Annotated in this window: 22 protein-coding genes and 1 pseudogene; 8 read left to right on the forward strand and 15 right to left on the reverse strand. The window is 75.7% G+C overall.

Features of this window, described 5'->3' with window-relative positions:
- Positions 1-20: 20 nt before the first annotated feature.
- The gene (locus RM780_RS17095) at positions 21-521 is read left to right on the forward strand and encodes a DUF3291 domain-containing protein (RefSeq protein WP_311631602.1); all 501 of its coding nucleotides are present in this window, start codon (positions 21-23) and stop codon (positions 519-521) included.
- Positions 522-546: 25 nt separating this feature from the next.
- On the opposite strand, the gene RM780_RS17100 is transcribed toward RM780_RS17095, so the two are convergent.
- The 3 genes from RM780_RS17100 to RM780_RS17110 are packed head-to-tail and all read right to left on the reverse strand — an operon-like array spanning position 547 to position 2,207.
- Positions 547-924, reverse strand: coding sequence for a nuclear transport factor 2 family protein (locus tag RM780_RS17100; RefSeq protein WP_311631603.1), 378 nt, complete (start codon positions 922-924; stop codon positions 547-549).
- A gap of 55 nt (positions 925-979) precedes the next feature.
- Positions 980-1,507: a GNAT family N-acetyltransferase gene (locus RM780_RS17105; RefSeq protein WP_311631604.1), complete on the reverse strand. Its 528-nt coding sequence runs from the start codon at positions 1,505-1,507 to the stop codon at positions 980-982.
- 10 nt (positions 1,508-1,517) lie between these two features.
- Complete coding sequence (locus RM780_RS17110) at positions 1,518-2,207, reverse strand: GyrI-like domain-containing protein (RefSeq protein WP_311631605.1); 690 nt, start codon at positions 2,205-2,207, stop codon at positions 1,518-1,520.
- A 115-nt stretch (positions 2,208-2,322) separates the two neighbouring features.
- Between RM780_RS17110 and RM780_RS17115 the strand changes: the two genes are divergently transcribed.
- Positions 2,323-3,228, forward strand: coding sequence for an aminoglycoside phosphotransferase family protein (locus RM780_RS17115; RefSeq protein WP_311631606.1), 906 nt, complete (start codon positions 2,323-2,325; stop codon positions 3,226-3,228).
- A gap of 113 nt (positions 3,229-3,341) precedes the next feature.
- Here RM780_RS17115 and RM780_RS17120 read toward each other — a convergent pair whose 3' ends face one another.
- Positions 3,342-3,725, reverse strand: coding sequence for a tautomerase family protein (locus RM780_RS17120; protein WP_311631607.1), 384 nt, complete (start codon positions 3,723-3,725; stop codon positions 3,342-3,344).
- A 108-nt stretch (positions 3,726-3,833) separates the two neighbouring features.
- Between RM780_RS17120 and RM780_RS17125 the strand changes: the two genes are divergently transcribed.
- Positions 3,834-4,313, forward strand: a complete 480-nt coding sequence (locus RM780_RS17125; RefSeq protein ID WP_311631608.1) for a MarR family winged helix-turn-helix transcriptional regulator — start codon at positions 3,834-3,836, stop codon at positions 4,311-4,313.
- A gap of 109 nt (positions 4,314-4,422) precedes the next feature.
- Here RM780_RS17125 and RM780_RS17130 read toward each other — a convergent pair whose 3' ends face one another.
- The 5 genes from RM780_RS17130 to RM780_RS17150 all read right to left on the reverse strand — a co-directional run bounded on the left by RM780_RS17130 (position 4,423) and on the right by RM780_RS17150 (position 10,810).
- Positions 4,423-5,388 (reverse strand): DUF5996 family protein, encoded by a 966-nt coding sequence (locus RM780_RS17130; RefSeq protein WP_311631609.1) that lies wholly within the window; start codon positions 5,386-5,388, stop codon positions 4,423-4,425.
- Positions 5,389-5,462: 74 nt separating this feature from the next.
- On the reverse strand, positions 5,463-6,347 hold the full coding sequence (locus RM780_RS17135; RefSeq protein ID WP_311631610.1) for a universal stress protein: 885 nt from the start codon (positions 6,345-6,347) through the stop codon (positions 5,463-5,465).
- Between the two features lie 167 nt (positions 6,348-6,514).
- Complete coding sequence (locus tag RM780_RS17140) at positions 6,515-6,916, reverse strand: nitrite reductase (NAD(P)H) small subunit (protein ID WP_311631611.1); 402 nt, start codon at positions 6,914-6,916, stop codon at positions 6,515-6,517.
- Complete coding sequence (nirB, locus tag RM780_RS17145; RefSeq protein WP_311631612.1) at positions 6,913-9,549, reverse strand: nitrite reductase large subunit NirB; 2,637 nt, start codon at positions 9,547-9,549, stop codon at positions 6,913-6,915. Before nirB ends, RM780_RS17140 begins: the two co-directional genes overlap by 4 nt.
- A 4-nt stretch (positions 9,550-9,553) precedes the next feature.
- The gene (locus tag RM780_RS17150) at positions 9,554-10,810 is read right to left on the reverse strand and encodes an NAD(P)/FAD-dependent oxidoreductase (RefSeq protein WP_311631613.1); all 1,257 of its coding nucleotides are present in this window, start codon (positions 10,808-10,810) and stop codon (positions 9,554-9,556) included.
- Between the two features lie 179 nt (positions 10,811-10,989).
- Here RM780_RS17150 and RM780_RS17155 point away from each other — a divergent pair, with 179 nt between their 5' ends.
- Entirely contained in the window at positions 10,990-11,523 is a 534-nt protein-coding gene (locus RM780_RS17155; protein WP_311631614.1) for a GNAT family N-acetyltransferase, read from the forward strand.
- 10 nt (positions 11,524-11,533) lie between these two features.
- On the opposite strand, the gene RM780_RS17160 is transcribed toward RM780_RS17155, so the two are convergent.
- The 3 genes from RM780_RS17160 to tnpA all read right to left on the reverse strand — a co-directional run bounded on the left by RM780_RS17160 (position 11,534) and on the right by tnpA (position 14,132).
- Positions 11,534-12,352, reverse strand: coding sequence for a Rossmann-fold NAD(P)-binding domain-containing protein (locus tag RM780_RS17160; RefSeq protein WP_311631615.1), 819 nt, complete (start codon positions 12,350-12,352; stop codon positions 11,534-11,536).
- A 128-nt stretch (positions 12,353-12,480) separates the two neighbouring features.
- Positions 12,481-13,701: an RNA-guided endonuclease InsQ/TnpB family protein gene (locus RM780_RS17165; RefSeq protein WP_311631616.1), complete on the reverse strand. Its 1,221-nt coding sequence runs from the start codon at positions 13,699-13,701 to the stop codon at positions 12,481-12,483.
- Entirely contained in the window at positions 13,698-14,132 is a 435-nt protein-coding gene (gene tnpA / locus RM780_RS17170) for an IS200/IS605 family transposase (RefSeq protein WP_311631617.1), read from the reverse strand. The genes RM780_RS17165 and tnpA overlap by 4 nt, the downstream gene beginning before the upstream one ends.
- A 154-nt stretch (positions 14,133-14,286) precedes the next feature.
- Between tnpA and RM780_RS17175 the strand changes: the two genes are divergently transcribed.
- Complete coding sequence (locus tag RM780_RS17175) at positions 14,287-15,246, forward strand: AraC family transcriptional regulator (protein WP_311631618.1); 960 nt, start codon at positions 14,287-14,289, stop codon at positions 15,244-15,246.
- On the opposite strand, the gene RM780_RS17180 is transcribed toward RM780_RS17175, so the two are convergent.
- From RM780_RS17180 to RM780_RS17190, 3 genes are all read right to left on the reverse strand, one after another.
- Complete coding sequence (locus RM780_RS17180; RefSeq protein WP_311631619.1) at positions 15,203-16,903, reverse strand: bifunctional phosphatase PAP2/diacylglycerol kinase family protein; 1,701 nt, start codon at positions 16,901-16,903, stop codon at positions 15,203-15,205. The genes RM780_RS17175 and RM780_RS17180 overlap by 44 nt on opposite strands.
- Before the next feature lie 221 nt (positions 16,904-17,124).
- On the reverse strand, positions 17,125-17,496 hold the full coding sequence (locus RM780_RS17185) for a cupin domain-containing protein (RefSeq protein ID WP_311631620.1): 372 nt from the start codon (positions 17,494-17,496) through the stop codon (positions 17,125-17,127).
- A gap of 140 nt (positions 17,497-17,636) precedes the next feature.
- Positions 17,637-19,859, reverse strand: coding sequence for a molybdopterin oxidoreductase family protein (locus tag RM780_RS17190; protein ID WP_311631621.1), 2,223 nt, complete (start codon positions 19,857-19,859; stop codon positions 17,637-17,639).
- A 162-nt stretch (positions 19,860-20,021) separates the two neighbouring features.
- On the opposite strand from RM780_RS17190, the gene RM780_RS17195 reads away from it, so the two are divergent.
- The 3 genes and pseudogenes from RM780_RS17195 to RM780_RS17205 all read left to right on the forward strand — a co-directional run.
- Positions 20,022-20,771, forward strand: coding sequence for a sirohydrochlorin chelatase (locus tag RM780_RS17195; protein ID WP_311631622.1), 750 nt, complete (start codon positions 20,022-20,024; stop codon positions 20,769-20,771).
- A gap of 665 nt (positions 20,772-21,436) precedes the next feature.
- Positions 21,437-22,726 carry a deoxyguanosinetriphosphate triphosphohydrolase gene (locus RM780_RS17200; protein WP_311631623.1) on the forward strand — a complete coding sequence of 430 codons (1,290 nt, stop codon included), beginning with the start codon at positions 21,437-21,439 and terminating at the stop codon, positions 22,724-22,726.
- Between the two features lie 69 nt (positions 22,727-22,795).
- Positions 22,796-23,453, forward strand: a pseudogene (locus RM780_RS17205) (Acg family FMN-binding oxidoreductase); the annotation flags it as partial.

The following is a 23,453-nucleotide window of genomic DNA, read 5'->3' on the forward strand; positions in this document are numbered from 1 at the left end:
GGCCGGGCCATGCTGGGCCCATGACTGGCTTTCATCTCGCGCAGGTCAACATCGGCCGCATCCTCGCCCCGCTGGACGGCCCCGAGTTGGCCGGCTTCGTCGCCCAACTGCCCGGGATCAACGCCCTCGCCGAGCGCAGTCCGGGGTTCGTGTGGCGGATGGTCGACGACGGCGGCGAGGACGCGACCGGCTTCCGCCCCGACGAGGGCGACGACATGCTGCTGATCAACTGCTCGGTCTGGGAATCGGTCGAGGCCCTGCGGGAGTTCACGTACCAGACCGACCACCTGCGGGTGCTCAGCCGCCGCCGCGAGTGGTTCCACCGCATGGCCGAGGCGCACCAGGCCCTGTGGTGGGTCCCGGCCGGGCACCGCCCGTCGATCGCCGAGGCGATGGAGCGCGTCGCGCTCGTGCGCGAACACGGCCCCGGGCCACGGGCGTTCACCTTCCGCGAGCCGTACCCGGCCCCGGCCGCGTCGGAGCCGACCGAGACCGAGCCGACCGAGGCCGCGCGAGGCTGAGGCCGGTGCTGTGACCGCGGCCGGCTCAGGAGGCGGCCGGCTCGATCTCCCCCGCGAAGACGATGACCTGGTCGATGAGGCTCCGCCGCAGATGGACGATGTCCGTTCCCGCCAGGCGGTGGTCTCCGTCCGGCGTGGTGAAGACCCACTGGTACCGGGCCCACTCGTGCGGCATGTCCACCTCCGAGCAGCGCACCATCGTGCCGGCCCCCGCCGGGTGGCGCCGGATGTCCAGCACGAACCGCTCGACCGCCGCGATTCCCTCGCTGCGGCCCAACGGCCCCCAGAAGACCACGTCCGAGGTCAGGGCCTGGGAGAGCAGGGCAGTCACATAGGTGTCATCCGAGGCGTTGAACGCGGAGATGAACGTGTCGATCGCGGAGCGTGCCGTCTCTTCCTCCATGCCTCAGTAATACCAGCCAATACCAGCCGTCGCGGGCGCTCGTCCCGCGAGCCGCTCAGCGGTCCTGGGCGGTCAACTCCTCGGCCAGCAGGTCCATCAGGAGCCCGTCGTGCCAACTCCCGTCCGGCCCGCGCTCGTAGGAGCGCATGACGCCGACCGGCCGGAAGCCGGCCTTGGTGTAGCAGCGGATGGCGGCGGCGTTGTCGGCCGCCGGGTCGATCACCAGGCGGTGGAAGCCGTGGTCGGCGACGAGGTGCCGGGCCAGGGTGCGGACCGCGTCGGTGCCCAGGCCGCGGCCGTGCACCGCCGGGTCCAGGTAGAGGTCGATGTTCGCATGCCGGTAGTCCGGTTCGGTCTCCGCGCCCCACTGGATGGCGCCGACCGTGCGGCCCTCCCACTCGATGGCGAACGTCCTCACCTCGGGATCGCCGAGGTCGCGGGCCACCTCGGCGGCGAGGTCGTCCGCGTCGCCGCGCCAGCGGGCGTACACCTCCGGCGTGGCCCGGATGGCGGCCAGCGCGGGAACGTCCGTGGGGACGGCGGGCCGGAGGGTGACCTCGGCGCCGTGCAGAGTCGTCTCCATGAGGACGAGGCTAAACGACCGGCTCCCGGTGGGTTTCCGGCGCGTCCGCCGCCCGGACCGGCTGGCGCAGGACGGTCCTCAGCCGGGCGGGGGCGGTGCGGCGCGGGTCGCTGAGGTAGACCTCGTGGTGATGGCCGGACGGGCGCAGGCCGTTCGCCGCCAGGTACGCGTGGTGGAGCCGGGCGAGGGCGGGGCCCTCGTCGTCGTAGGAGCCGAGGTGCAGGAGCTGCGCGCTGGTGCCCTCGCGCAGGGTCTCGGGGCGGACGGCCTCGATGGCGGGGAGCCCCTTCTTGGCCAGTGCCGCCTCCTTGGCCTGGGCCACCTGCTCGTCCGTGATCCAGTCGGGCAGGCTGATCAGCATCCGCCACTGCCAGGCGTCCTTGTCCCGGGTGACGAACACCTCCGGGCGCTGGGACCACCACAGCCCTTCGAGCGGCCCGACGACGAAGTCCCGCCCGAGGGCCCGTTTGCTCGCGAACTTGATCGTGTAGGCCGTGGCGTACAGCGCCTCCACCGCCCGGGCGTAGTCCGCGCTGGTGTTGGGGTTCCCGCGGCCGTCCACGGCGAGGAAACGCTGCGGCGGGACCTCGACCAGCGCCCAGTCGGCGGTGTTCCTGGGCGCGTAGCACTCCTTGAGCGCTCGCTTGACGTCGTACTTCGCGGGCGCGGCGTCGGTGCTGTCGTCGCGGGTCGGTGCCATCGGTCTTCCCGGGCCGGATCAGGGGGGCGGACGGCCCAGGGTAGGCCGTTGCGCCCGCGCCGCGAACCACCGGGCGGTGATTGACTCCGGCGGGCGCGCGGCGTCGGATGAGGTCATGAGCTCAGGACGGCCGTACCCCCGCCCGCACCCCGTGGACGAGCACCTCGTGCGGCGGCTGATCGCCGTGCAGTTCCCGGCGTGGGCGGGGCTTCCGGTGCGGCGCTTCCCCTCGGCGGGGACGGTCAACGCGCTGTTCCGGCTCGGCGAGGACCTGGTCGCCCGGCTGCCGCTGTACCAGGGCGGGGCGGCGGACGTCGAGCGGGAACGCACGTGGCTGCCGCGGCTCGCGCCCCGCCTGCCGGTGCCCGTGCCCGAGGTGCTGGGGGAGGGCGAGCCCGCCGAGGGGTACCCGTGGCCGTGGTCGGTGTACCGGTGGCTGCCCGGGGAGAACCCCGAGGCGGGGGCGCTGACCGAGCCCGAGGGGCTGGCCCGGGACCTGGCCGGGTTCGTGGCGGCGATGCGGAGCGCCGGCCTGCCCGGGGCGCCGCCGGCCTACCGCGGCGGGCCGCCGGCCGCGCTCGAGGCCTCCACCCGGGCCGCGATCGAGGAGCTGCGCGGCGTCCCGGAGGAGGGCGTGGACTGCGACGCCCTGACCGCCGTCTGGGAGTCGGCGCTGCGCGGCCCGGCCGCGCGTTCCGTGCCGCCGGTGTGGCTGCACGCCGACCTCATGCCGGGCAACCTGCTGGTCGACCGCGCCGGCCGGCTGGCGGCCGTGATCGACTTCGGCTGCGCGGGCACGGGCGACCCGGCCTGCGACCTCTTCCCGGCGTGGAACCTGCTGCCGCCCGCCGCCCGGGACACCTTCCGCGAGGCCCTGGCCGTGGACGACCCCACGTGGACCCGCGGCCGGGCCCGCACCCTCTCCCAGGCGGTGATCGCGCTCCCGTACTACCGCCGCACGAACCCGTCGATGGCGGGGAACGCCCGGCATGTGATCCGGGCGGTGCTCACCGGAGGCTGACGACCCGGACGCGTGGAAAGGGGGCCGCGCCTCCGGCGCTGAGGGCTGTGCCCGGCGCGGCGCGGCACCGCCCGTGAGCGTCGGTCGCCGGGCGTCGAGCGGCGCGGCCGGGCTCAGGCCAGCGAGCCCGCGACGCCGGAGCGGCCCTCGGGGGTGCCGGTGAGGGTGACGACGGTGTGCTCGCGGGTGGGCTCGCCGAGGGCGTTGGCCACGGCGTCGGTGATCTCGGCAACCAGGCGGGCGGGGGCGTCCGGGATCTGGGGCAGGTGGAACGCGGCCTCCCGCAGGCTGAGGGTGACCAGGGGGGTCTCGTGCGCGGCGGGGGCGCCGCCCAGGCCCCGGCGGTGGGTGGGGATGCCGATCAGGTCGACGCCGACGAGGCGGCGGAAGTTCTCGCCGAAGACGGCGCCGACCGCGTCGGTCAGGGCGGCGATCAGGCGGGGCTCGACCGTTCCGTCGAGGGTGTCCTCGCGGAGGTGCACGCTGAAGTGGGGCATGGGAAGGCTCCGTTCACGGGCGTGGGCAGGGGAGTGCGTACGATGGAGAGCACTGGCTTTGCCGGCAAAATAGCTTTGAGATCAAAGATAAATGGTGAGGGGTGCGCGATGTCAAGCCCGGAGGCGGCGGCAGGGGTCGACGATGCCGTCAGGGAGCTGCTGCTGCTCATGCCCCGGATGGTCGGCCGGGTCAAGAAGCTGCCCGTGCCCGAGGCGCTGCGCTCCCTCGACCTCGCGCCGCGCCACCTCTCGCTGCTCTCCTGCCTCCTCCTCGACGGGCCGATGACCGTCAACGAACTGGCCGCCCGCCTCCGCGTCGCGCCCACCACCGCGAGCCTGCTGATCGGCGACCTGAGCAGGAAGGGGGTTCTGGAGCGCCGCGAGGACGAGGCGGACCGCCGCCGCCGGATCGTGGCCATCGCCCCGGCCCAGGAGCCCGCCATCACCGCCTGGCTCGCCCCGGGCGCGGCGGCGTGGCGCAAGGCCCTCGCCCCCCTGACCCCGGAACAGCGAAGGCTCTTTGTCGACACCCTGCTGGCGTACGAGGCCGCGGTCGGCGGCGAGGGGCCGGGCGCCGCGCCGCACTAGTGCCGTGACCGCAGGGGGCGCAGGGGGAGGAGGGGGAGGAGCCGCCGGACGGCGGCATGAGCGTCGGGCGGCCCGTCCCCTGGGGACCTCCCGAGCGCCGGGCCGTCGTTCAGCGGGACAGCCTGTGCGGGCCCAGGAGCACGGGGTCGGTCACGCCGTCCGGGCACTCCCGCTCCGGGGGCCACCCCGCCAGCTCCGCGCCCGCCCGGTAGCTGCTGTCGTAGAACGCCTGGATCGCCGCGCCGGGGTCCGGCTCGGCCCGGACGGCCTCGTAGGGGAGCAGCGCCAGGTGGGAGCCGCCCCGCTCCAGCCAGCGGGCGGCGTCCGGGGCCAGCGGGCGGTTCGCGAGACCGTCGGGTTCGGGCGCGGTGTACGCGTAGAAGGCCGGCTCGGGGGTCTCGTCGTCGCCGAACCAGAAGCCCGAACTGATGACTTCGCGCGAGTACGCCTCGCGGGTCACGGGATCGACGGCGGTGCCGGTGTCGACCTGCCGGTCGGAGAAGCGGGTGACGGCGATGTCGAAGGTGTGCCAGAAGTGGTGGACGGGGCTGATCTTCCCCGCGTAGCGGGCGGCGGCGACCTCGAGTTCCAGGGCCACGCGGCTCAGGATGCGCCAGTAGGTGGAGACGGCGTCCTGGTCGTAACTGCGGTGCTCGGTGTCCTGGGCGAACGGCCGGTCCGCGTCCGGCAGGCCGTAAGGGCGGGAGATGCGGGGCCTGACTCCGAGGCCCAGGTCGCCGAGCGCGGTCGTCGTCAGCGCGTAGAAGTTCGCGACCGAGTGCCCGGCCAGCGGGAAGGCGATCTCGTTCCCGGCCAGGGTGCGGACCAGCAGCCTGTGGCCGACGAAGTCGAAGTCGATGGCGAACAGCTGTCGGCTCGCCGGGTCCCGCGTCGGCCGGGTGGTGATGCCGCAGCCGGTGAGGTGGAACGGCACGTGCCACCAGTGATTCCGCCGCGGCCCGGCGGCCAGCCGGATCTTGCCGACGATCTGCAGGAACCGGTGCACGGTCTCCTTGGTCGGCCGCCAGGCGTCGAGCGGGAAGGCGGGGTACTCCACGGCGGTCGCGGGTTTCACACCCCTCACGGTGGACCCCGCTGACCCCACCCGCAACCCGGGCCGAGGAGCCGCGTGAGCGGCCGGCCGGTCCGCTACGCGTTGTCGTAGGGAACGACCGCAACCGGGCAGCGGGCGTGGTGGAGGGCGGCGTGGGCGACGGGGCCCGTGCGCATGCCGAGGACGCGGCGGTTGAGGCGGCGGCCGACGACGACCAGGCCGGCGCGGAAGGCGGCGGCGGAGAGCAGGGCCTCGGAGGCGTTGCCGAAGCGCAGGTAGTCGATCACCGGGACCCGGGGGTAGCGCTCGCGCCAGGGGGCGAGCGCGGCGGACAGCTCGGCGGCCTCCGTCGCCTCCAGGTCGCGGGCCTCCCGCGTGCCCTCCTCGATCGCGTCCGGCATCTCGGAGCCGAACAGGGAGGGCGCGCCCCAGGCGCGCACCGCCCGCACGGCCGCGCCGCGCGCCGCCGCCGTGGTGAAAGCGAAGTCGAGCAACGGCCGGGCGTCCGGGCCCGTGTCCTTCAGGCCGACGACGACCTCGTCGCCCTCGTCCGCCCGCTCCCGCGTGCCGGAGCGCACCATCACCACCGGGCGCTTGGCGTGCGCGATCACCGGCAGGCCGACCGAGCCGAGGAGGAAGCCGACGATGGCGCTGTGGCCGCGCGAGCCCAGGACCAGCATCTCCGCCTCGGCGGCCTTCTCGATCAGCCCGGCCGAGGCCACCTCGGGCAGCAGCTCGGTGGTGATGTCCAGCCCCGGCCGGCGCGCGGCGATCCGGCCGCGCGACTCCGTCAGCAGGGCGCGGGCCGCCTCCTCGTCGGGCATGGGCGGCACGTAGATCGGCTCGGTGATCCAGGCGTGCACCAGGCGCAGCGGCAGCCCGCGCTGCTCCGCCTCGCGGGCCGCCCAGTCCGCCGCCGCCTGACTGTCCTCCGAGCCGTCCACGCCGGCGATGACGGGGCGCGTGGTCGGGCGCGTCATGGTGAATCCCTCGCTCGTGTCGCGGCACATGGAGCCAACAGCTCCACTGTCGCGCGTGCGCGCCGAAACGGCGCGGCGAGACGCCGGCCGGCCGCTGCCCGTCCGGGGCGGCCGGCCGGCTCCGGCCCGCCCCGGGGGACGCGGGGCGGGCGCGTCGGGCGTCCGGGTCACACCAGCCGGGTGGCGTACACCGGGACGGACTTGGACGGGTCCGGGTCGTCCAGGCAGCGGCCCGTGGCCAGGTCGAAGCGCTGCTTCAGCAGCGGCGAGGCGACGAACGGCCGGCCCTCGTTGCCCGTGGAGCCCAGCAGGCCGCGGGAGAGGACCCGGGCCCCGGTGAACGGGTCGCGGTTGCCGATCGCGTAGGCGCGGCCGTTGCGGTCCAGGAAGACCGCCGCCTGCGTGCCGTCGGGCAGCAGCGCGCCCACCCCGCGCCCCGGCTCCAGCGCCGCCACCTCGCAGACCGGGACCCACTCCCCCGGGCCCGCCTCGATCTCGATCGTCGCCGTGGGCGCGGCGGCGGCCGTGTCCGTGCCAGTGTCCCTCGCGGTGCTCATCGCGGTGCTCATGCGTGGTTGCTCCCTTCGAGCGTGCGGCGCACCGGCAGCTCGGGGCCGGCGGCCAGGATGGCCAGGTCGGGCTTCATCTGGTCCCGCTCGGGGACGAACTGCACGGTCGGGTCCGGCGCGCCGGGGGCGTTGACGAAGGACACGAAACGCCGCAGCTTCTCCGGGTCGTTGATCGTCTCGGCCCACTCGTCGCGGTAGTTGGCGACGTGCGCGGCCATCAGGGCCTCCAGCTCGTCGCAGATGCCCAGCGAGTCGTGCACCACCACGTCCCGCACGTGGTCCAGGCCGCCCTCGATCCGCTCCAGCCACACCGAGGTGCGCTCCAGGCGGTCCGCGGTGCGGATGTAGAACATCAGGAACCGGTCGATCAGCCGCACCAGTTCGGCGTCCGAGAGGTCCTGGGCGAGCAGGTCGGCGTGGCGCGGGGTGGCGCCGCCGTTGCCGCCGACGTAGAGGTTCCAGCCGTTGGCCGTGGCGATGACGCCGAAGTCCTTGCCCATCGCCTCGGCGCACTCGCGGGCGCAGCCGGAAACGGCCGACTTCAGCTTGTGCGGCGAGCGCAGGCCCCGGTAGCGCAGCTCCAGGTCGATGGCCATCCGCACGCTGTCCTGCACGCCGTAGCGGCACCAGGTCGAGCCCACGCAGGACTTCACCGTGCGCAGCGCCTTGCCGTAGGCGTGGCCCGACTCGAACCCGGCCTCCACCAGCCGCGCCCAGATCATCGGGAGCTGGTCCACCCGGGCACCGAAGAGGTCGATGCGCTGGCCGCCGGTGATCTTCGTGTAGAGGCCGAAGTCCCGCGCCACCTCCCCGATCACGATCAGCTTCTCGGGCGTGATCTCGCCGCCGGGGATGCGGGGGACGACCGAATAGGAGCCGTTCTTCTGGAGGTTGGCCAGGAAGTGGTCGTTGGTGTCCTGGAGGGCGGCCTGTTCGCCCTCCAGCACGTAGACGTCCGCGCCGATCGAGGGGGCCAGCGAGGCGATGATCGAGCCGACGGCCGGCTTGCACACCTCGCAGCCGTCCCCGCCGCGGGCCGCCTCGCGGCCGTGCCCGTCCAGCAGCGCGCGGTAGCTGGTGATGCGCAGCGCCCGCACGATCTCGTACAGCTCCTGCCGGGTGTGCGAGAAGCAGGGGCACAGGCCCGTGTCCACCTCGACGCCGCCGGCGGCCAGCTCGTCGTTGACGAGCTGGGTGAGGACCTTGACGCAACTCCCGCAGCCCGTCCCGGCCTTGGTGCAGCGCTTGACGTCGGGGACGGTGGCGCAGCCGGAGTCGGTGACGGCGGCGCGGATGGCCCCCTTGGCCACGTTGTGGCAGCTGCAGATGATGGCCTCGTCCGGCAGCGCCGAGGGGCCGATGGCGGTGGGCGGGGCCAGGCCCGCGGGCAGCACGAGCTGCTCGGGGGCGGCCGGGGGCACCGAGCCGGTCAGCGGGCGCAGCAGGCCGTAGGAGTCGGCGTCGCCGACCAGGACGCCGCCCAGCAGCGTGCCGTCCGCGCCGATGACCAGCTTCTTGTAGACCCCCGAGCGCGAGTCGGCGTACACCACGTCCAGACAGCCCTCGGTGCGGCCGTGCGCGTCGCCGAAGGAGGCCACGTCCACGCCCAGCAGCTTCAGCTTGGTGGAGGTGTCGGCGCTGGTGAACGAGGCGTCGCAGCCGCCGTCGCCCGCCAGGGAGCGGGAGATGGCCTCGGCGGCGGTGGTGGCCATCTCGTAGCCGGGGGCCACCAGCCCGTAGACCATGCCGTCCGCGGCCAGGGCGCACTCCCCGATCGCGTAGACCTCCGGGTCGCTGGTGCGGCAGCGCTCGTCGATGACCACGCCGCCGCGCTCCCCGACGGCCAGGCCGGATTCGCGGGCGAGCTGGTCGCGGGGGCGCACGCCGGCGGAGAACACCACCAGGTCGGCCGCCAGCGTCGAGCCGTCGGAGAGGACCATCCCGGTGACCGCGCCCGCGTCGTCGGCGGTGATCTCCTGCCCGGCCACGCCGGTGTGGACCTGAAGGCCCATCTCCTCCACGGTGCGGCGCAGCGCGGCGCCGCCGCCCTCGTCCACCTGGATGGCCATCAGCCGCGGGTTGAACTCCACGATGTGGGTGCGCAGCCCCAGGCCCTTCAGAGCGCCGGCGGCCTCAAGGCCGAGCAGGCCGCCGCCGACCACGACGCCCGACTCGGCGTTCTTGGCGTACTCCTCGATGGCGCGGACGTCCTCGATGGTGCGGTAGACGAAGCAGCCCTCGCTGTCCTTGCCCGGGACCGGCGGGACGAAGGGGTAGGAGCCGGTGGCGAGCACCAGCCGGTCGTAGGCGAACGTCCGTCCCGAGGCCGTCGTGACGGTGCGGGCCGCGCGGTCCACGGCCGCCGCCGGGTCGCCCACCAGCAGCTCGATCCCGTGCTCCTCGGCGAAGCCCTCGGGGAGCATGGACAGCTCCTCGGGCGAGGTGCCGGAGAAGTACGACGTCAGGTGGACCCGGTCGTAGGCCGGGCGCGGCTCCTCGCACAGCACGACCACCCGGGCGCGGCCCGTGACGCCGCGCTCGGCCAGTTCCTCAAGGAAGCGCTGGCCGACCATGCCGTGGCCGATCAGGACGATGGTCTCCTCGGACATGCGCTCGGTCATGCGGTCGGACATGCGGTCAGTACCCTCCGTCGTGGGTCAGCAGGTGGAGCAGCGGGGTGGCGGCGGGCAGCGGCTCGTCGTCCTCCCAGGCGCGGGCGAGCGTTCCGACGCTGGCGAGGTCGCCCACGAGGATTCCGCCGCGCAGCCGGTCGCCGCGGACGACGAGCTTGCGGTAGGCGCCGCGGGTGGCGTCGGCCAGTTGGACGACGTCGTCGCCGTGGCCGGGGACCGTCTCGCCGAAGGCGGCCAGGTCCAGCGGGCCGTCCGCGCCCTCCCCGGCCCCGGCGTGGGAGAGCGTCAGCCGCACCAGCGCCCGGGTCCCCCCGTAGCGGGCGGCCTCGTCGCCGCCCAGGACCCTCGCCAGCACGTCCGCCTGGTCGCGGGCCGCGCCCGCGAGCCCGTAGTGCACGCCGTCGTGCTCGGCGCAGTCGCCCAGGGCGTGGATGTGCGGGTCGCTGGTGCGCAGCCGGTCGTCCACCAGCACCGCGCCGGAGCGCGCGCCCATCTCCAGGCCCGCGGCGCGCGCCAGCCCCGAGCGCGGGCGCACGCCGCAGGCCAGGACGACCAGCCCGGCGTCCAGCCGGAAGCCGTTGGCCAGCTCCACGCCCGGGTCCCGCAGGGCCCGCACGCGGCACTCGGTGTGCACCTCCACGCCCTGCTCGGCCAGGTGGGCGCGCAGCAGGGCGGCGGCGCCGGGGTCGAGCTGGCGTTCCATGAGGTGCTCGCCCTGGTGGGCCAGCACGACGCGGGCGCCACCGGCGGCCAGGGCCCGCGCGGCCGAGACGCCCAGCAGCCCGCCGCCGATCACGACGGCGGGCACGCCCTCGCGCTCCGCGATCGCCGCGCGCAGCGCCAGGCAGTCGTCCAGCGTGCGGAACGCCCGCACGTGGTCGGGGAGTTCACCTCCTCCGGGGCCGGGCCCGAACAGACCCGACAGCGGCGGCAGGACCGCGTTGGACCCGGTGGCCAGCACCAGCGCGTCATACGGCAGGACCGCGCCGTCGTCGCATACGACCCGCCGCTCGGCCCGGTCCACCCGCATCACGCGCACCCCGCCGCGCCAGGTCACGCCCTCGGGCGGCCCGGGCAGCGCGATGACCTCCGGCGGGTACCGGCCCGCCAGCACCTCGGCCAGCAGCACCCGGTTGTACGGAGCGTGCGGCTCCTCGGCGAGCACGGTCACGGCGGCGGTGCCGCCGTTCCCGAGCTGCTGCGCCAGCCGCGCGCCGGCCATCCCGCCGCCGACGATCACCACACGCGTTCTCGAACCCATGTCTAGAGAGTGCGGGCGGGCTGTTACCCATCCGCATCACGTCCGTTTCCCGAAGGCAACGCTGACCTCAGCGTGGCGGGGGAGGCCGTGTGAGTCCCGCGGGGCGGGCCCCTGCTTGTCAACCGCGTGAGTCTGCCCCATGCCGCCCGCGCGGGGGCGCCAACTGCAAGGATGACGATATGACCGAGGTGCGCACGGCTCACACCGCCGATCTGGACGCCGCGACCCTCACCGCGGCGCGCGTTCTGCTCGACGAGGTCTTCGAGGGGGACCTCTCCGACCAGGACTGGGACCACGCCCTGGGCGGGGTGCACGCCCTGCTGTGGGAGGGGGAGCGCCTGGTCGGCCACGCCTCGGTGGTCCAGCGGCGCCTGCTGTACGGCGGCCGGGCCCTGCGCGCCGGCTACGTCGAGGGCGTCGGCGTCCACCCGGACCACCGCCGCCGCGGCCACGCCACCCGCCTGATGACCGCCCTCGAACACACCATCCGCGGCGCCTACGACCTGGGGGCCCTCTCCGCCTCGGACGAGGCCCGCCCCCTCTACACTGCCCGCGGCTGGCGCCCCTGGCAGGGCCGGACCTTCGCCCTCACCCCCCTCGGCATAGCCCGCACCGAGGAGGAGGACGCCGGGGTCCTCGTCCTGCCCGTGCGCGTCCCCCTCGACCTCGGCGGCGAGCTCGTCTGCGACTGGCGCGACGGCGACGTGTGGTGAACGCCCCGCCTCAGCCCGCCCAGACCCCCGTCGCCGCCGTCGCGCGGGCGTAGGCGGCGAACTCCCGGGGCGGGGCCGGGAGAAGGCCCGCGAGGTCGGGGGCGGTGCCGGCGTTGCGGCCGTCGAGGACCTCCGTGAAGAGGCCGGTCAGGAGGGCCGCCACCTCGGGCGGCAGGGGAAGGGAGGCCGCGTAGGCGGCGGGGGAGACGGCGCGGAAGCGGATCTCGCGGCCGGTGGCGGCGGAGAGCTCGGCCGCGGCCTCCTCGAAGGTCAGCGGGCGAGGGCCGGTCAGCTCGTACGTTCCCGGTGCGACCTCCCCGGCCAGGGCCGCGCGGGCGGCGTCCGCGATGTCCTCGGCGTCCAGGAAGGGCTCGGCCACGCCCGGGGCGGACGGCAGCGCGACCTCCCCGGCGCGGACCGCCTCCACCAGGAACTCCTCGCTGAAGTTCTGCGAGAACCAGCTCGCCCGCAGCACCGTGCACTCCGGAACGCCCGCCCCGCGCACCGCCTCCTCCGCCTCCGCCGCGCGGGTCATGCCGCGCCCGGAGAGCAGCACGATCCGCCGCGTGCCCAGGTCGGCGGCCCGCCGGGCGAACGCCCCCAGGACGGCCGCCGCCTCCGGCGCGGTGATGTCGGGGTGGTAGGCGAGGTAGACGGCCTCGGCGCCGGTGAGGGCCGGGGCCCAGGTGGCGGGGTCGGTCCAGTCGAACGGGGTGGCGGAGGAGCGGGAGGCGACCCGGGCCCCGGGGAGGCGGGCGGCGAGGCGGCGGCCGGTCTTGCCGGTGCCGGAGGTGATCAGGATGCGGGAGGCGTGCGTCGTTTCCGTCATGGGGACAGTCCACCGCCGGGGCGGGGGCCCGGGACATCGCCGAGGGGCTCGCCCGCATGCGCGTTCGTCTACGCTCTGCCCGCGTGACTCCACCCACGCGTAAACGCGCGGGCTTCCTGCGTCGGTGGCTAAGCCGCCGCGCAGAGGACCAGCCCGGCCCTGTCGAGGATGTTCGTCGCGCCGACGTGGTCCGCGTTCGCGGTGAAACCGCACGCCGTGCACTGGAACTTCGCTTGGGTGACGCGGCTCTTCCCGTCCACGTGTCCGCAGCCTCCGAGGCTTGGCGGGCACGTGCGGGAGGTGTTGCGGGGGTCCACTGGGATCGTGAGGCGACCGGCACTCTCAGCCTTGTTCGCCAGGATCGCGAGGAACTGTCCCCAGCCCGCGTCGAGGATGCTCTTGTTCAGCCCGGCCTTGGCGCCGGCACCGTTCGGGAGGAACGCGCCGTCGTTGTCGGGGTCGGGCTTGGGGGCCGGGCTCTTGGTCATCCCGGCGGTGTTCAGGCGCTCGTGCGCGATCACGTCGTTGTCGGCGATCAGCGCGCGGGCCGTCTTGTGGTGGAAGTCGAGTCGTTTCCTGCGCACCTTCGTGTACAGCTTGGCGACCTTACGCGCGGCGGCGCGGTGCTTCTTGGTGCGCTGACGGGTGCGCTTGGGGAACGTCGCGAGGTGGCGTTGCGCCTCGGCCAGCTCCTCCGCCACGGTGCCGAGGAAGCGCGGGTTCGGCTCGTGCTCGCCCTCGGACGTGGTGAGGAAGTGTGTGGTGCCCCTGTCGATGCCGATGATCGCGCCCGTGGGGAGCAGTTCCTCGGCGGGCACGTTGTCGCAGGCGAGGACGACGTACCAGCGGTTCCCCTCGCGCTTCACGGAGATCGTCTTGACGCGGCCCTGCACTGGCCGGTGCTGGTGCACGCGGACGTGCCCGACACCTTGGAGGCGGACGCGGGTCTGACGGTCGTTAGGGGTGGAGTCCCAGCGACAGCCGTCGCCGTCCTTGGGGAAGGTGACGGCGTCGAAGTGCCCGACGCCCTTGAACCTGGGGTATCCGGGCGTCTGTCCGGCCTTGACCCGCTTGAAGAACGCCTGGAAAGCCTTGTCCAACCGGCGCAAGGTGGCCTGCTGCGAGGAGAACGACCAGCGCCCTTGACGCTCGGGGTCGAACGCCCGGATCTCCTTGAGTTGCGCGGACTGGTCGCCGTACCGCACGGACGTCTTCGACACGTGCCGGTAGGCGTCCCGGCGCTCCTGCAACGCCCCGTTGTACAGGGAGCAGTGATCCCGCAGCATCTCGCCAAGCGCTGCCGCCTGCCGGGCCGTGGGGCGCAGGAGGAACTTGTACGCCCGTATCACGAGCCGCCCCCCTTCTGCTTCTTCCGCGGACGCTCCCACTGGGTGTCGATGTACTGGCGAACGGTGTCCGCCGAGACTGCGCCGACCGACGCTGCGAAGTACGACGATGACCACAGCGTGGGGAGCTGCGTCTTGAGGTGCGGGAACTCCGCGCGCAGGACGCGGGAGGTGAAGCCCTTGAACTGGTTCGCGACGTATGAAGCCGAAGACTTCGGGTCGTGCTTGACGAACAGGTGCACGTGGTCGGGCATGACTTCGAGCGTCACGATCTCCCACCCCCGTTCGTCGGCCTTCTGCCGGATCAGTTCGTCCAGGCGTGCCGCAACCCGCCCGCCGAGGACCGGACGGCGGTACTTCGGGCACCACACGATGTGCAGTCCGAGGTCGTACACGCCGCCGGAGAACCGGCGAACCTTCCTGGTCACAGCCATGCGCCGATTATACATGCGGCGCGTGTCTAACGGAGAGGGCGTGCCGTGGCCGAGGTGAACAGTGCAGACCCATGCACACAGCCGAGGTCAGAGTGGACCAAAGAAGCAATTCCCCCACCGGCTAAAGCCGGTGGTCCCCTTGCTAGGAGATCTGATGGACGCGCTGATCAGCCTGCTGGAGGGGCCCCGGGCCCGTGGGGCGTTTCTGCTGCGGGCGGTGCTGGAGGCCCCCTGGGGGGTGCGGGTGCGCGACGAGGCGGCCGTGACCGTGCTGTGCGTGGTGCGCGGCGGCGCGTGGATCCTGCCGGAGGGCGGGGGCGGTGGGGAGCCGGTGGAGGTCGGCCCCGGGCGGGTGGCCGTGGTGCGCGGCCCGCGCGCGTACGTCGTGGCCGACGACCCGGCGACCGCGCCCCAGGTGGACGTGCTGCCGGGCGGGTGCAGCGTCGCGGCGGACGGCACGGACCTGTGCGAGGCGCTGGACCTGGGCGTGCGCGCCTGGGGCACGGGCGGGGAGGGCGGCACCGAGCTGCTGATCGGGACGTACCAGGTCGCGGACGCGGTCGGCGGGCGGCTGCTGCGGGCGTTGCCGGATGTACTGGTCCTGGAGGAGGGCGAGTTGGGCGGCGGCGCGCTGGTCGGGCTGCTCGCCGGGGAGATCAGCAAGGAGCAGCCGGGCCAGGAGGTGGTCCTGGACCGGCTGCTGGACCTGCTGCTGATCTCCGCGCTGCGCGCCTGGTTCGCCCGGCCGGAGACCGAGGCGCCCGCCTGGTACCGGGCGCAGGGCGACCCGGTGGTCGGGCCCGTGCTGCGCCTGATCCACGAGCACCCCGCGCACCCGTGGACGGTGAGCGCGCTGGCCGCCAAGGCCGGGGTCTCGCGGGCCGCCCTGGCCCGGCGCTTCGCCGGCCTGGTCGGCGAGCCGCCGATGACCTACCTCACCGGGTGGCGCCTGGACCTGGCCGCCGGGCTGCTGCGCGGCGAGGCGGAGCTGACCCTGGAGGCGGTGGCCCGCCGCGTCGGCTACGGCAGCGCGTTCGCCCTGAGCACGGCGTTCAAGCGGGAGCGGGGAGTCAGCCCGAGCGAGCACCGCGCCGGGCCGGCGACGCCCTCTTGAGAACGGCGCCCGGCGCCGCCGTCAGCCCGGGTCCCGGCGCGGGCTCCGCGGCCTCGTCGTCGCCCTCACCCTCGCGGAAGGGCCGGTAGACGGCCAGGCCCCCCGGCCGTTTCTCCAGCACCAGCGCGGACGGCGCGGGCCCGGCCTCCCCGTCGAACGCCAGCGCCTCCCCGTCCCCGAGCCCGGCCAGGTGCAGGCGCGGCAGGCGCGCGGTGGCGTAGACGGGGGAACGCGCCAGGGTGCCGGTGAGCGCCGAGAGCACCACGCGGGTGCGGGCCAGGGGGCGGTCGGCGCTGACGGTGCGGACGTCGATGAGGCCGTCGTCCAGGTGCGTGCGGTGGGCGGGCGCGAACCCCTCCGGCGAGTAGAGGCCGTTGCCCGCGAACAGCAGCCACAGCCGGTAGGGGCGGCCGTTCAGCTCCAGCGTCAGCGGCCGGGCCGAGCGCAGCACCAGGGCCAGCGAGGCGGCGGCCACCGGCCACTTGAGCCGCGCGCCCCACCGGCCCAGGCGGGCCTCCAGCGCCTCGCGGGTGCGGACCAGGTCGGGGTAGAGGCCGACGCTGAAGGTGTTGAGGAAGTGCCGTGCGGGCGCGTCCTCCCCCGCGGCGCCCGCCGCGTCCTCCGGGTCCGGGCGGACGCGGGCCAGGTCCACGGCGATGGCCTGGCCCCCGGCGACCGCCGCGGCCGTGTCCTCGAAGCCGCCGATGCCGGCGTCCAGCGCGAAGTGGTTGAGGGTGCCGCCGGGGAAGACCGCCAGCGGCAGGCCGTGCGCCGCCGCCCGTTCTGCCGCCGCGTTGACGCTGCCGTCGCCCCCGCACACGCCCAGCGCCCCGCCGCGCCCCGCGGCCCGCCCCGCGGCCTCGTCCAGCAGCGCGCCCAGGTCCTCCCCGTCGCCGCACCGCACCACCTCGGCCGCCGGCAGCAACTCGGCCAGCCGCTCGGCGGGGCCCGCCCCCCAGGGCTCGGCGCCAGCGTCGTCGTTGACCACCACGACCAGGCCCTCGCCGTCGGGCAGCGCGGGGGCGGGCGCGCGGTGCTGCACCAGCCGGTCCTGCGGCGGGCGGCGCGGCCACCAGTGGCCGGTGGCCAGCGCGGCGCCGACGCCCAGCAGGCAGCCGGCGACGACGTCGGTGGGGTAGTGCACCCCGACGTACACCCGGGAGAGGGCGACGGCCGCCGCCACGGGGGCGACGGCGGCGGCCAGTCGCGGGGACTCCAGCGCGACCCCGGCGGCGAACGCGGCGGCCGAGGCCGAGTGCCCGGAGGGGAAGGAGCTGGTCAGCGGCAGCTTCAGGGGGCGCCGGGCGAGGGGCACGGCGTCCAGCAACGGCCGTTGCCTGGCGGCGAGATACTTCATCAGCGTGTTCGTGGTCAGGGAGGCCAGGCTCAGGGCCGCGACCCCGCGCAGCGCGGCCCGCCGCCCCTCCCTCCCGCCCACCGAGGCCAGCCCGGCGGCGGTGGCGAACCACAGCCGGCCGTGGTCCGCGGCCCGGCTCAGCCTTGGCAGCACGGACTGCGCGACCGGCGGCTCGGCGGCGGCCAGCCGCCGGAACAGGTGCCGGTCCAGGCGGCTGATCGCCCCCAGCGAGCCCCTGGCCCGCCGCACGTCAGAAACGCCCGGCAGCCCCGGGCTGCCCTGCGGTACCGGAACGTCCATGCCCCGCCCACCTCCGAACACTCGTGTGCCCGGACCGTCTACCCCCTTCCCCCGCCCCGAAGCGTGGCCGCACCGCCTCGCGGCGGTCCGGCGAGCCGCTGCACCCGGCCGCGTCCGGGCGCCCGCCGGGGGAGAATCGCGTGCGTCGCAAGCCCGCGAAGCGGCGGGCCGCGTGGCGCGGGCGGGGCGGCCGGCGGGCGTCGGGTGCGAACGCGGAGTGCCTACGCAGTGTGGGGCTCGCGGCGGGTGTCGTATACGACCACGGGCTCGGGGGTGGCCGTGACGGAGGTGAGCATGACCGCGGAGTCGTCCAGCGCGGTCAGGCTGTGCCGGGTCTGCGGCACCCGCATCACCTGCCCGCTCGTCAGCTCCGTGGCGCGGCCGTCCGGCGCGTGCAGCCGCACCCGGCCGCGCAGCACCTGGAGGCTGGCCGCGGGCGGCGCGCTGTGCTCCTCCAGCTCCGCGCCCGCGACCAGCGCGATCACGGACTGCCGCAACGGCCCGTCGTGCAGGAACAGATGGGCGCTGCGGCCGTGCTCGGCGCGGTGGGCCAGGGACAGGTGGTGCTCGGCGAGGTGGATCAGGTCGTCCATGCATCCATGGTGAGGCGCCGGGCGCACTCCGCAACCGGGACGGACACAGGGACGACACCGGGGCGCCCGGGGCGGCGGCGCGCGCCGTCCCGCGCCGCGCGCCGCCCCGGACGCCCCTTCCGCCCCCCGACCCGGCGGTCTCAGTCCCCGGCCAGCTCCACCCGCACCGCGCACACCTTGAACTCCGGCATCCGCGAGGTCGGGTCCAGCGCCGGGTTGGTCAGCGAGTTCGCGCGCCCCTCGCCCGGCCAGTGGAAGGGCATGAACACCGTGTCCGGCCGGATGTCCCGCGTGATCCGCGCCGGCGCCACCGCCCGCCCGCGCCGCGAGGTCACCGCCAGGCGGTCCCCCTCCGCCGCGCCCAGGCGCTCCGCCAGCCGCGGGTGGAGCTGGACGAACGGCCCCGGCGCGGCCTCGTTCAGCCGCGCCACCCGCCGCGTCTGCGCCCCCGACTGGTACTGCGCCAGCACCCGGCCCGTGGTCAGCAGCAGCGGGTACTCCTCGTCCGGCTCCTCCGCCGAGGGCCGGTGGCTGACCGGCGCGAACCGCGCCCGCCCGTCCGGCGTGGCGAACCGGTCCAGGAACAGCCGGGGCGTCCCCGGGTGCGGCGCCGGCGCGTGGTCGTTGGACGGATCGTCGTTCAGCTCCTCCGGCGCGGGCGCCCGCGTCTCGGGGCAGGGCCAGAAGACCCCGTCCTCCTCCACGATCCGCCGGTAGGTGATGCCCGAGTAGTCCGCCTTGCCGCCCGCCGAGGCCCGCCGCAGCTCCTCGAAGACCTCCTCCGGGTCGGTCGGGAAGCCCTTCTCCCAGCCCAGCCGCGCCGCCAGCAGGTTCAGCACCTCCAGGTCGCTGCGGCACCCGGCCGGCGGCTCCACCGCCTTGCGCCGCAGCAGCACCCGGCCCTCCAGGTTCGTCAGCGTGCCGGTCTCCTCCGCCCACTGCGTCACCGGCAGCACCACGTCCGCCAGCCGCGCCGACTCCGAGAGCACCACGTCGCACACGGCCAGGAAGTCCAGCGCCCGCATCCGCTCCTCCACGTGCGCGGCGCGCGGCGCGGAGACCACCGGGTTGGAGGCCAGCAGCAGCAGGGCCCGCACCCCGTCGGGGGTGTCCCGGCCCAGCGCGTCCAGGAGTTCGTAGGCGCTGCGCCCGGGGCCGGGCAGGACCCCGGGCTCAACGCCCCACACGCGGGCGACGTGCTCCCGCGCCGCCGCGTCGGCCAGCATCCGGTACCCCGGGAGCTGGTCGGCCTTCTGCCCGTGCTCGCGCCCGCCCTGGCCGTTGCCCTGCCCGGTCAGGCAGCCGTAGCCGGACAGCGGGCGGCCCGCGCGGCCGGTGGCCAGGCACAGGTTGATCCAGGCGCCGACCGTGTCCGTGCCCTTGGACTGCTGCTCGGGCCCGCGCGCGGTCAGCACCATGGCCGCCTCGGGCTCGCAGAACATCCGCACCGCCTGCCGCAACTGCGGCACCGGCACGCCCGTGACGCGCTCCACCAGCTCCGGCCAGTGCGCCATCGCCGCCGCGCGCGCCTCCGCCCAGCCGCTGGTCCGCTCCGCGATAAACGCCTCGTCCACCCGCCCCTCGGCCACCACCAGGTGCAGCAGGCCCAGGGCCAGTGCCAGGTCGGTGCCCGGGCGCGGCGCCAGGTGCAGGTCGGCCTGCTCGGCGGTGCGGGTGCGGCGGGGGTCCACCACGATCAGCGTGCCGCCGTTCTCCTTCAGCTCGGTGAAGTAGCGCAGCGCGGGCGGCATCGTCTCGGCCAGGTTGGAGCCGACCAGGATCACGCAGCCGGTGCGCGGGATGTCGGCCAGCGGGAACGGCAGCCCGCGGTCCACGCCGAACGCCTTCGTCCCGGCCGCCGCCGCAGAGGACATGCAGAACCGGCCGTTGTAGTCGATCTGCGAGCTGCCCAGCACCAGGCGGGTGAACTTGCCCAGCGCGTACGCCTTCTCGTTCGTCAGCCCGCCGCCGCCGAAGACGCCCACCGCGTCCGGGCCGTACGCCCCCCGGGCGCGCGCCAGCCCCCCGGCGACCCGGTCCAGCGCCTCCTCCCAGCTCGCCGGCCGCAGCTCGCCGCGCTCCCCGCCGGGACCGGGATCGCGCACCAGCGGCGTGGTCAGCCGCACGCCGTGGGCCAGCACCTCGGGCGCGGTGCGGCCCTTGCCGCACAGCGCGCCCCGGTTGACCGGGAACGCCGTCCGCTCCACCACGTCCAGGCCGCCGGGCGCCCCCTGCGCCGGGCGCAGGGACATCCCGCACTGGAGCGCGCAGTACGGACAGTGGGTGTCGGTGAGGACACCGCCGGTCGTGAGGACACCGCCGGGCGCGGCGGGCGTCGCGGCGGGCGTGGGATCGGCGTTCATGCCCCCCATCGTGCGTCGCGCGTGTTACGCGCCCGCGCCCTGCGCGTTACCCGGCCGAAGCAACCGGCTCAGCCCCGGCCGTTGCCCGGCGTGAGGAAGGGGGCGGGCACCCGTGACACCTCGGCAACACGAACGCAACGCGCGGGGCTCAGGCTGGCCGTCATGAGCCCAGCCCCCACCGCCCCGACCCTGGTCGCCGTCGCCCACGGCTCGCCCGATCCGCGCGCCCGGCGCAGCGTCCAGGCCCTGCTGCGCCTGCTGCGGGCTTTGCGCCCGTCGCTGCGCGTGGAGCTGGGGCACCTGGAGACCGATCAGCCGCTGCTGGCCGACACGCTGGCGCGGCTGCGCGGGCGGGCGGTGCTGGTGCCGCTGCTGTTCAGCCGGGGGTACCACGTCAAGCACGACATCCCCTCGGTGCTGGCCGGCGCCCGGCACCTGGACGTCGTGCAGGCCGGCTGCCTGGGCCCGCACCCGCTGCTCGCCGAGGCCCTGCACAGCCGGCTGGCCGAGGCCGGGTACCGGCCGGGCAGCGCCGTGGTCCTCGCCGCGGCCGGGTCGCTGGACCCGGAGTCGGCGGCCGGCACGGCGTACACGGCGCAGATGCTCTCGGCGCGGCTGGGCGGCGTTCCCGTGGTGCCCGCCTACGCCTCGGCCGCCTCGCCCACCGTGGAGGAGGCCGTGGAGCTGCTGCGGGCGCGCGGCGAGCGCGAGATAGCCGTCTCCTCCTGCTTCACCGCGCCCGGCCTGTTCGCCACGCGCTGCGCCCAGGCCGCGCCCGGCGTGGTCGCCGCCCCCCTGGGCAGCCACCCGGCGCTGGCGCGCCTGCTCCTGCACCGCTACGACCGCGCCCGCGGCGCCCGCCCCCCGGCCCTTCCCCGCCTCCCGGCGACCGCCCTGGCCGCCACCCGCTGAAACGTCCCGGGCGGGCCGCGCACCCCAGCCCTGACTGCCGCGACCCGCCCGGGAACCTCCTCGCGGTGCCTCCTGGGGCGCCGCTTCGCGCTGCGTCGCGCTGACGCGCGGAGCCCTGCGGCGGCTTCGCGCCGGGGCGCCCTCCGGGCGGCCCGGCCGTGTCCGGCTTCGCGCAGCCCCACGGCTGCCGCCCCGGCTGCGCGCCAGCGTCCGGGCAGGACGCGCCGCTCACCGCTCCGCCGAGGCGACCGGCTCGCCGATGCGACCGGCTCGCCGATGCGGCTGGCTTTGCCCATGGGGCCGGCTCGCCGATGCGGCTGGCTTTGCCCATGGGGCCGGCTTCGCCGATGCGACCGGCTCGCCGATGGGGCCGGCTTCGCCGATGCGACCGGCTCGCCGATGCCGTCGGTGCCATCCGCCGCGCGCTCGCCGCCGCGTTGCCCGCCGCCGTCGGCCTCGGGGCCGCCCCCGGGCCCGTGGAGCCGCGCCGCGGGTCCGCGCCCGAGCGTGGCGAAGCCCTCACCGCGGCGGCCGGTCGGCCGCTCCCAGGCTCGCCGCGCCCGCCGCGAGGCGGGCAACGGCCCCGGGCCCGCCCGCCGCGAGGCGCCGGTGCCGTCGCCGGGTGCGCGAGCACCCCGGCGGGCCGAGGGGCTACCGTTCGACGCATGCGAGAGACGGCGGACGCGCGGGAGGGCGGGACCGGGCCCGGGACGGGATACGGGGCGGCGGACGCCGAGCGCTGGGATCCGGAGCCGGACAAGCGGCCCGGCCGGACTGCCTTCCAGCGCGACCGCGCCCGCGTCCAGCACTCCGCCGCGCTGCGCCGCCTCGCCGGCAAGACCCAGGTCGTCGCCCCGGAGGCCCCCGTCGGGGAGGCCGCCCCGCGCACCCGCCTGACCCACTCCCTCGAATGCGCCCAGATCGGCCGCGACCTGGGCGCCGCCTTCGGCTGCGACCCCGACATCGTCGAGGCCGCCTGCCTGGCCCACGACCTGGGCCACCCGCCCTTCGGCCACAACGGGGAACGCGTGCTCGACCGCGTCGCCGAACCCTGCGGCGGCTTCGAGGCCAACGCCCAGTCCCTGCGGCTGCTCAGCCGCCTGGAGCCCAAGCACTTCGGGCGCGGCGGCCGTTCCGTCGGCCTCAACCTCACCCGCGCCACCCTCGACGCCGCCACCAAGTACCCCTGGCCGCGCGGCGGCCACCCCACCGACCCGGGTTCCCCGAAGTACGGCGTCTACCCCGACGACCTGCCCGTCTTCTCCTGGCTGCGCCAGGACGCCCCGCCCGGCGGCGCCCGCTGCTTCGAGTCCCAGGTGATGGACTGGTCGGACGACGTGGCCTACTGCGTGCACGACCTGGAGGACGGCCTGCACGCCGGCCACCTCGCCCCCGCCGCCCTCGCCTCCCCGCCCGAGCGCGCCGAGATCTTCGCCGTCGCCGCCCGCCGCTACGCCCCGCCCGGCACCGAGGCGGACGAGCTGGCCGCCGCCCTGGACCGCCTGCTCGCCCAGGACTGGTGGCCGCGCCACTTCGACGGAACGGCCCTGGCCCTGGCCCGCCTGAAGGACGCCACCAGCCAGCTGATCGGCCGCTTCTGCCTCTCCGCCGAACGCGCCACCCGCGCCCGCCACGGCCCAGGACCCCTGCGCCGCTATGCCGCCGGGCTGGTCGTGCCGCGCGAGACCCGCCTCGAATGCGACGTGCTCAAGGCCGTCGCCGACGTGCACGTCATGCAGCGCCCCGACCAGGAGCGGCTGCGCACCCGGCAGCGTGCCCTGCTGACCGAGCTGGCCGAGGCCCTGACCGCCCGGGCGCCCGAGGGCCTGGATGCCCAGTTCGGGCCGCTGTTCGAGGCGGCGGAGGACGAGGCCGCCCGCCTGCGGGTGATCGTGGACCAGATCGCCGCCCTGACGGACGGCGCGGCCCGCGCCCTGCACGCCCGGCTCACCTGACCGGGGCGTGCCGCGCCGTTCGCGGCCCGGCAACGCCCGGATGATGGTGGCTCCCCCCAAGGAGCCGCCATGCCCGCAACGCCCCCCACGCCCGCCGCCGTCCCCGACGCCGACACCGTGACCGCCCTGGTCACCGCCGCCACGTCCGCGCCCTCCCTGCACAACGCCCAGCCCTGGCGTTTCCACTACCACCGCGAGAGCGGCGCCCTGCGGCTGCGGGCCGCCCTCGACCGGGCGCTGCCGCACTCCGACCCGCACGGCCGCGCCCTCCATCTGGGCTGCGCCGCCGCCCTGTTCAACCTCCGCGTGGCCGCCGCGGACGAGGGCTGGCGGGTGCCCGCCGCGCTGCTGCCCGACCCGCACGACCCCCGGCTGCTGGCCGTCGCGCGCCTGGAGCGCACCGGCGGCGACCAGGCCGGGCGTTCGGAGATCGCGGACCTGGCGCGGCTGCACCCCTTCCTCGCGCGGCGCCGCAGCAGCCGGCTGCCGTTCGGGCCCGAGCGGGTGCCGGACCCGGTGCGCGAGGCGCTGCGCGCCGCCGCCGAGGCGGAGGGCGCCCAGCTCCACCTGCCCTCGGCCTGGCACGTGCCGTCCGTGCTCGACCAGGTCCACGACGCGGAGGGCCGCGACCTGGCGGACCCGGGCCGCGCGGCGGAGCTGGCGGAGTGGACGGGCCCGGTGGCGCCAGGCCCCGGGGGGCCGTCCGCCCCGAGCCCCGCCCCCGCCG

This window comes from Streptomyces boetiae, assembly GCF_031845405.1.
Lineage (GTDB): Bacteria > Actinomycetota > Actinomycetes > Streptomycetales > Streptomycetaceae > Streptomyces > Streptomyces boetiae.

Coding starts and splice junctions, on each gene's coding strand:
- RM780_RS17095 (WP_311631602.1), top strand. CDS start 21: ATGACTGGCTTTCATCTCGCGCAGGTCAACATCGGCCGCATCCTCGCC.
- RM780_RS17100 (WP_311631603.1), bottom strand. CDS start 924: ATGGAGGAAGAGACGGCACGCTCCGCGATCGACACGTTCATCTCCGCG.
- RM780_RS17105 (WP_311631604.1), bottom strand. CDS start 1,507: ATGGAGACGACTCTGCACGGCGCCGAGGTCACCCTCCGGCCCGCCGTC.
- RM780_RS17110 (WP_311631605.1), bottom strand. CDS start 2,207: ATGGCACCGACCCGCGACGACAGCACCGACGCCGCGCCCGCGAAGTAC.
- RM780_RS17115 (WP_311631606.1), top strand. CDS start 2,323: ATGAGCTCAGGACGGCCGTACCCCCGCCCGCACCCCGTGGACGAGCAC.
- RM780_RS17120 (WP_311631607.1), bottom strand. CDS start 3,725: ATGCCCCACTTCAGCGTGCACCTCCGCGAGGACACCCTCGACGGAACG.
- RM780_RS17125 (WP_311631608.1), top strand. CDS start 3,834: ATGTCAAGCCCGGAGGCGGCGGCAGGGGTCGACGATGCCGTCAGGGAG.
- RM780_RS17135 (WP_311631610.1), bottom strand. CDS start 6,347: ATGACGCGCCCGACCACGCGCCCCGTCATCGCCGGCGTGGACGGCTCG.
- RM780_RS17140 (WP_311631611.1), bottom strand. CDS start 6,916: ATGAGCACCGCGATGAGCACCGCGAGGGACACTGGCACGGACACGGCC.
- nirB (WP_311631612.1), bottom strand. CDS start 9,549: ATGTCCGACCGCATGACCGAGCGCATGTCCGAGGAGACCATCGTCCTG.
- RM780_RS17150 (WP_311631613.1), bottom strand. CDS start 10,810: ATGGGTTCGAGAACGCGTGTGGTGATCGTCGGCGGCGGGATGGCCGGC.
- RM780_RS17155 (WP_311631614.1), top strand. CDS start 10,990: ATGACCGAGGTGCGCACGGCTCACACCGCCGATCTGGACGCCGCGACC.
- RM780_RS17160 (WP_311631615.1), bottom strand. CDS start 12,352: ATGACGGAAACGACGCACGCCTCCCGCATCCTGATCACCTCCGGCACC.
- tnpA (WP_311631617.1), bottom strand. CDS start 14,132: ATGGCTGTGACCAGGAAGGTTCGCCGGTTCTCCGGCGGCGTGTACGAC.
- RM780_RS17175 (WP_311631618.1), top strand. CDS start 14,287: ATGGACGCGCTGATCAGCCTGCTGGAGGGGCCCCGGGCCCGTGGGGCG.
- RM780_RS17180 (WP_311631619.1), bottom strand. CDS start 16,903: ATGGACGTTCCGGTACCGCAGGGCAGCCCGGGGCTGCCGGGCGTTTCT.
- RM780_RS17185 (WP_311631620.1), bottom strand. CDS start 17,496: ATGGACGACCTGATCCACCTCGCCGAGCACCACCTGTCCCTGGCCCAC.
- RM780_RS17190 (WP_311631621.1), bottom strand. CDS start 19,859: ATGAACGCCGATCCCACGCCCGCCGCGACGCCCGCCGCGCCCGGCGGT.
- RM780_RS17195 (WP_311631622.1), top strand. CDS start 20,022: ATGAGCCCAGCCCCCACCGCCCCGACCCTGGTCGCCGTCGCCCACGGC.
- RM780_RS17200 (WP_311631623.1), top strand. CDS start 21,437: ATGCGAGAGACGGCGGACGCGCGGGAGGGCGGGACCGGGCCCGGGACG.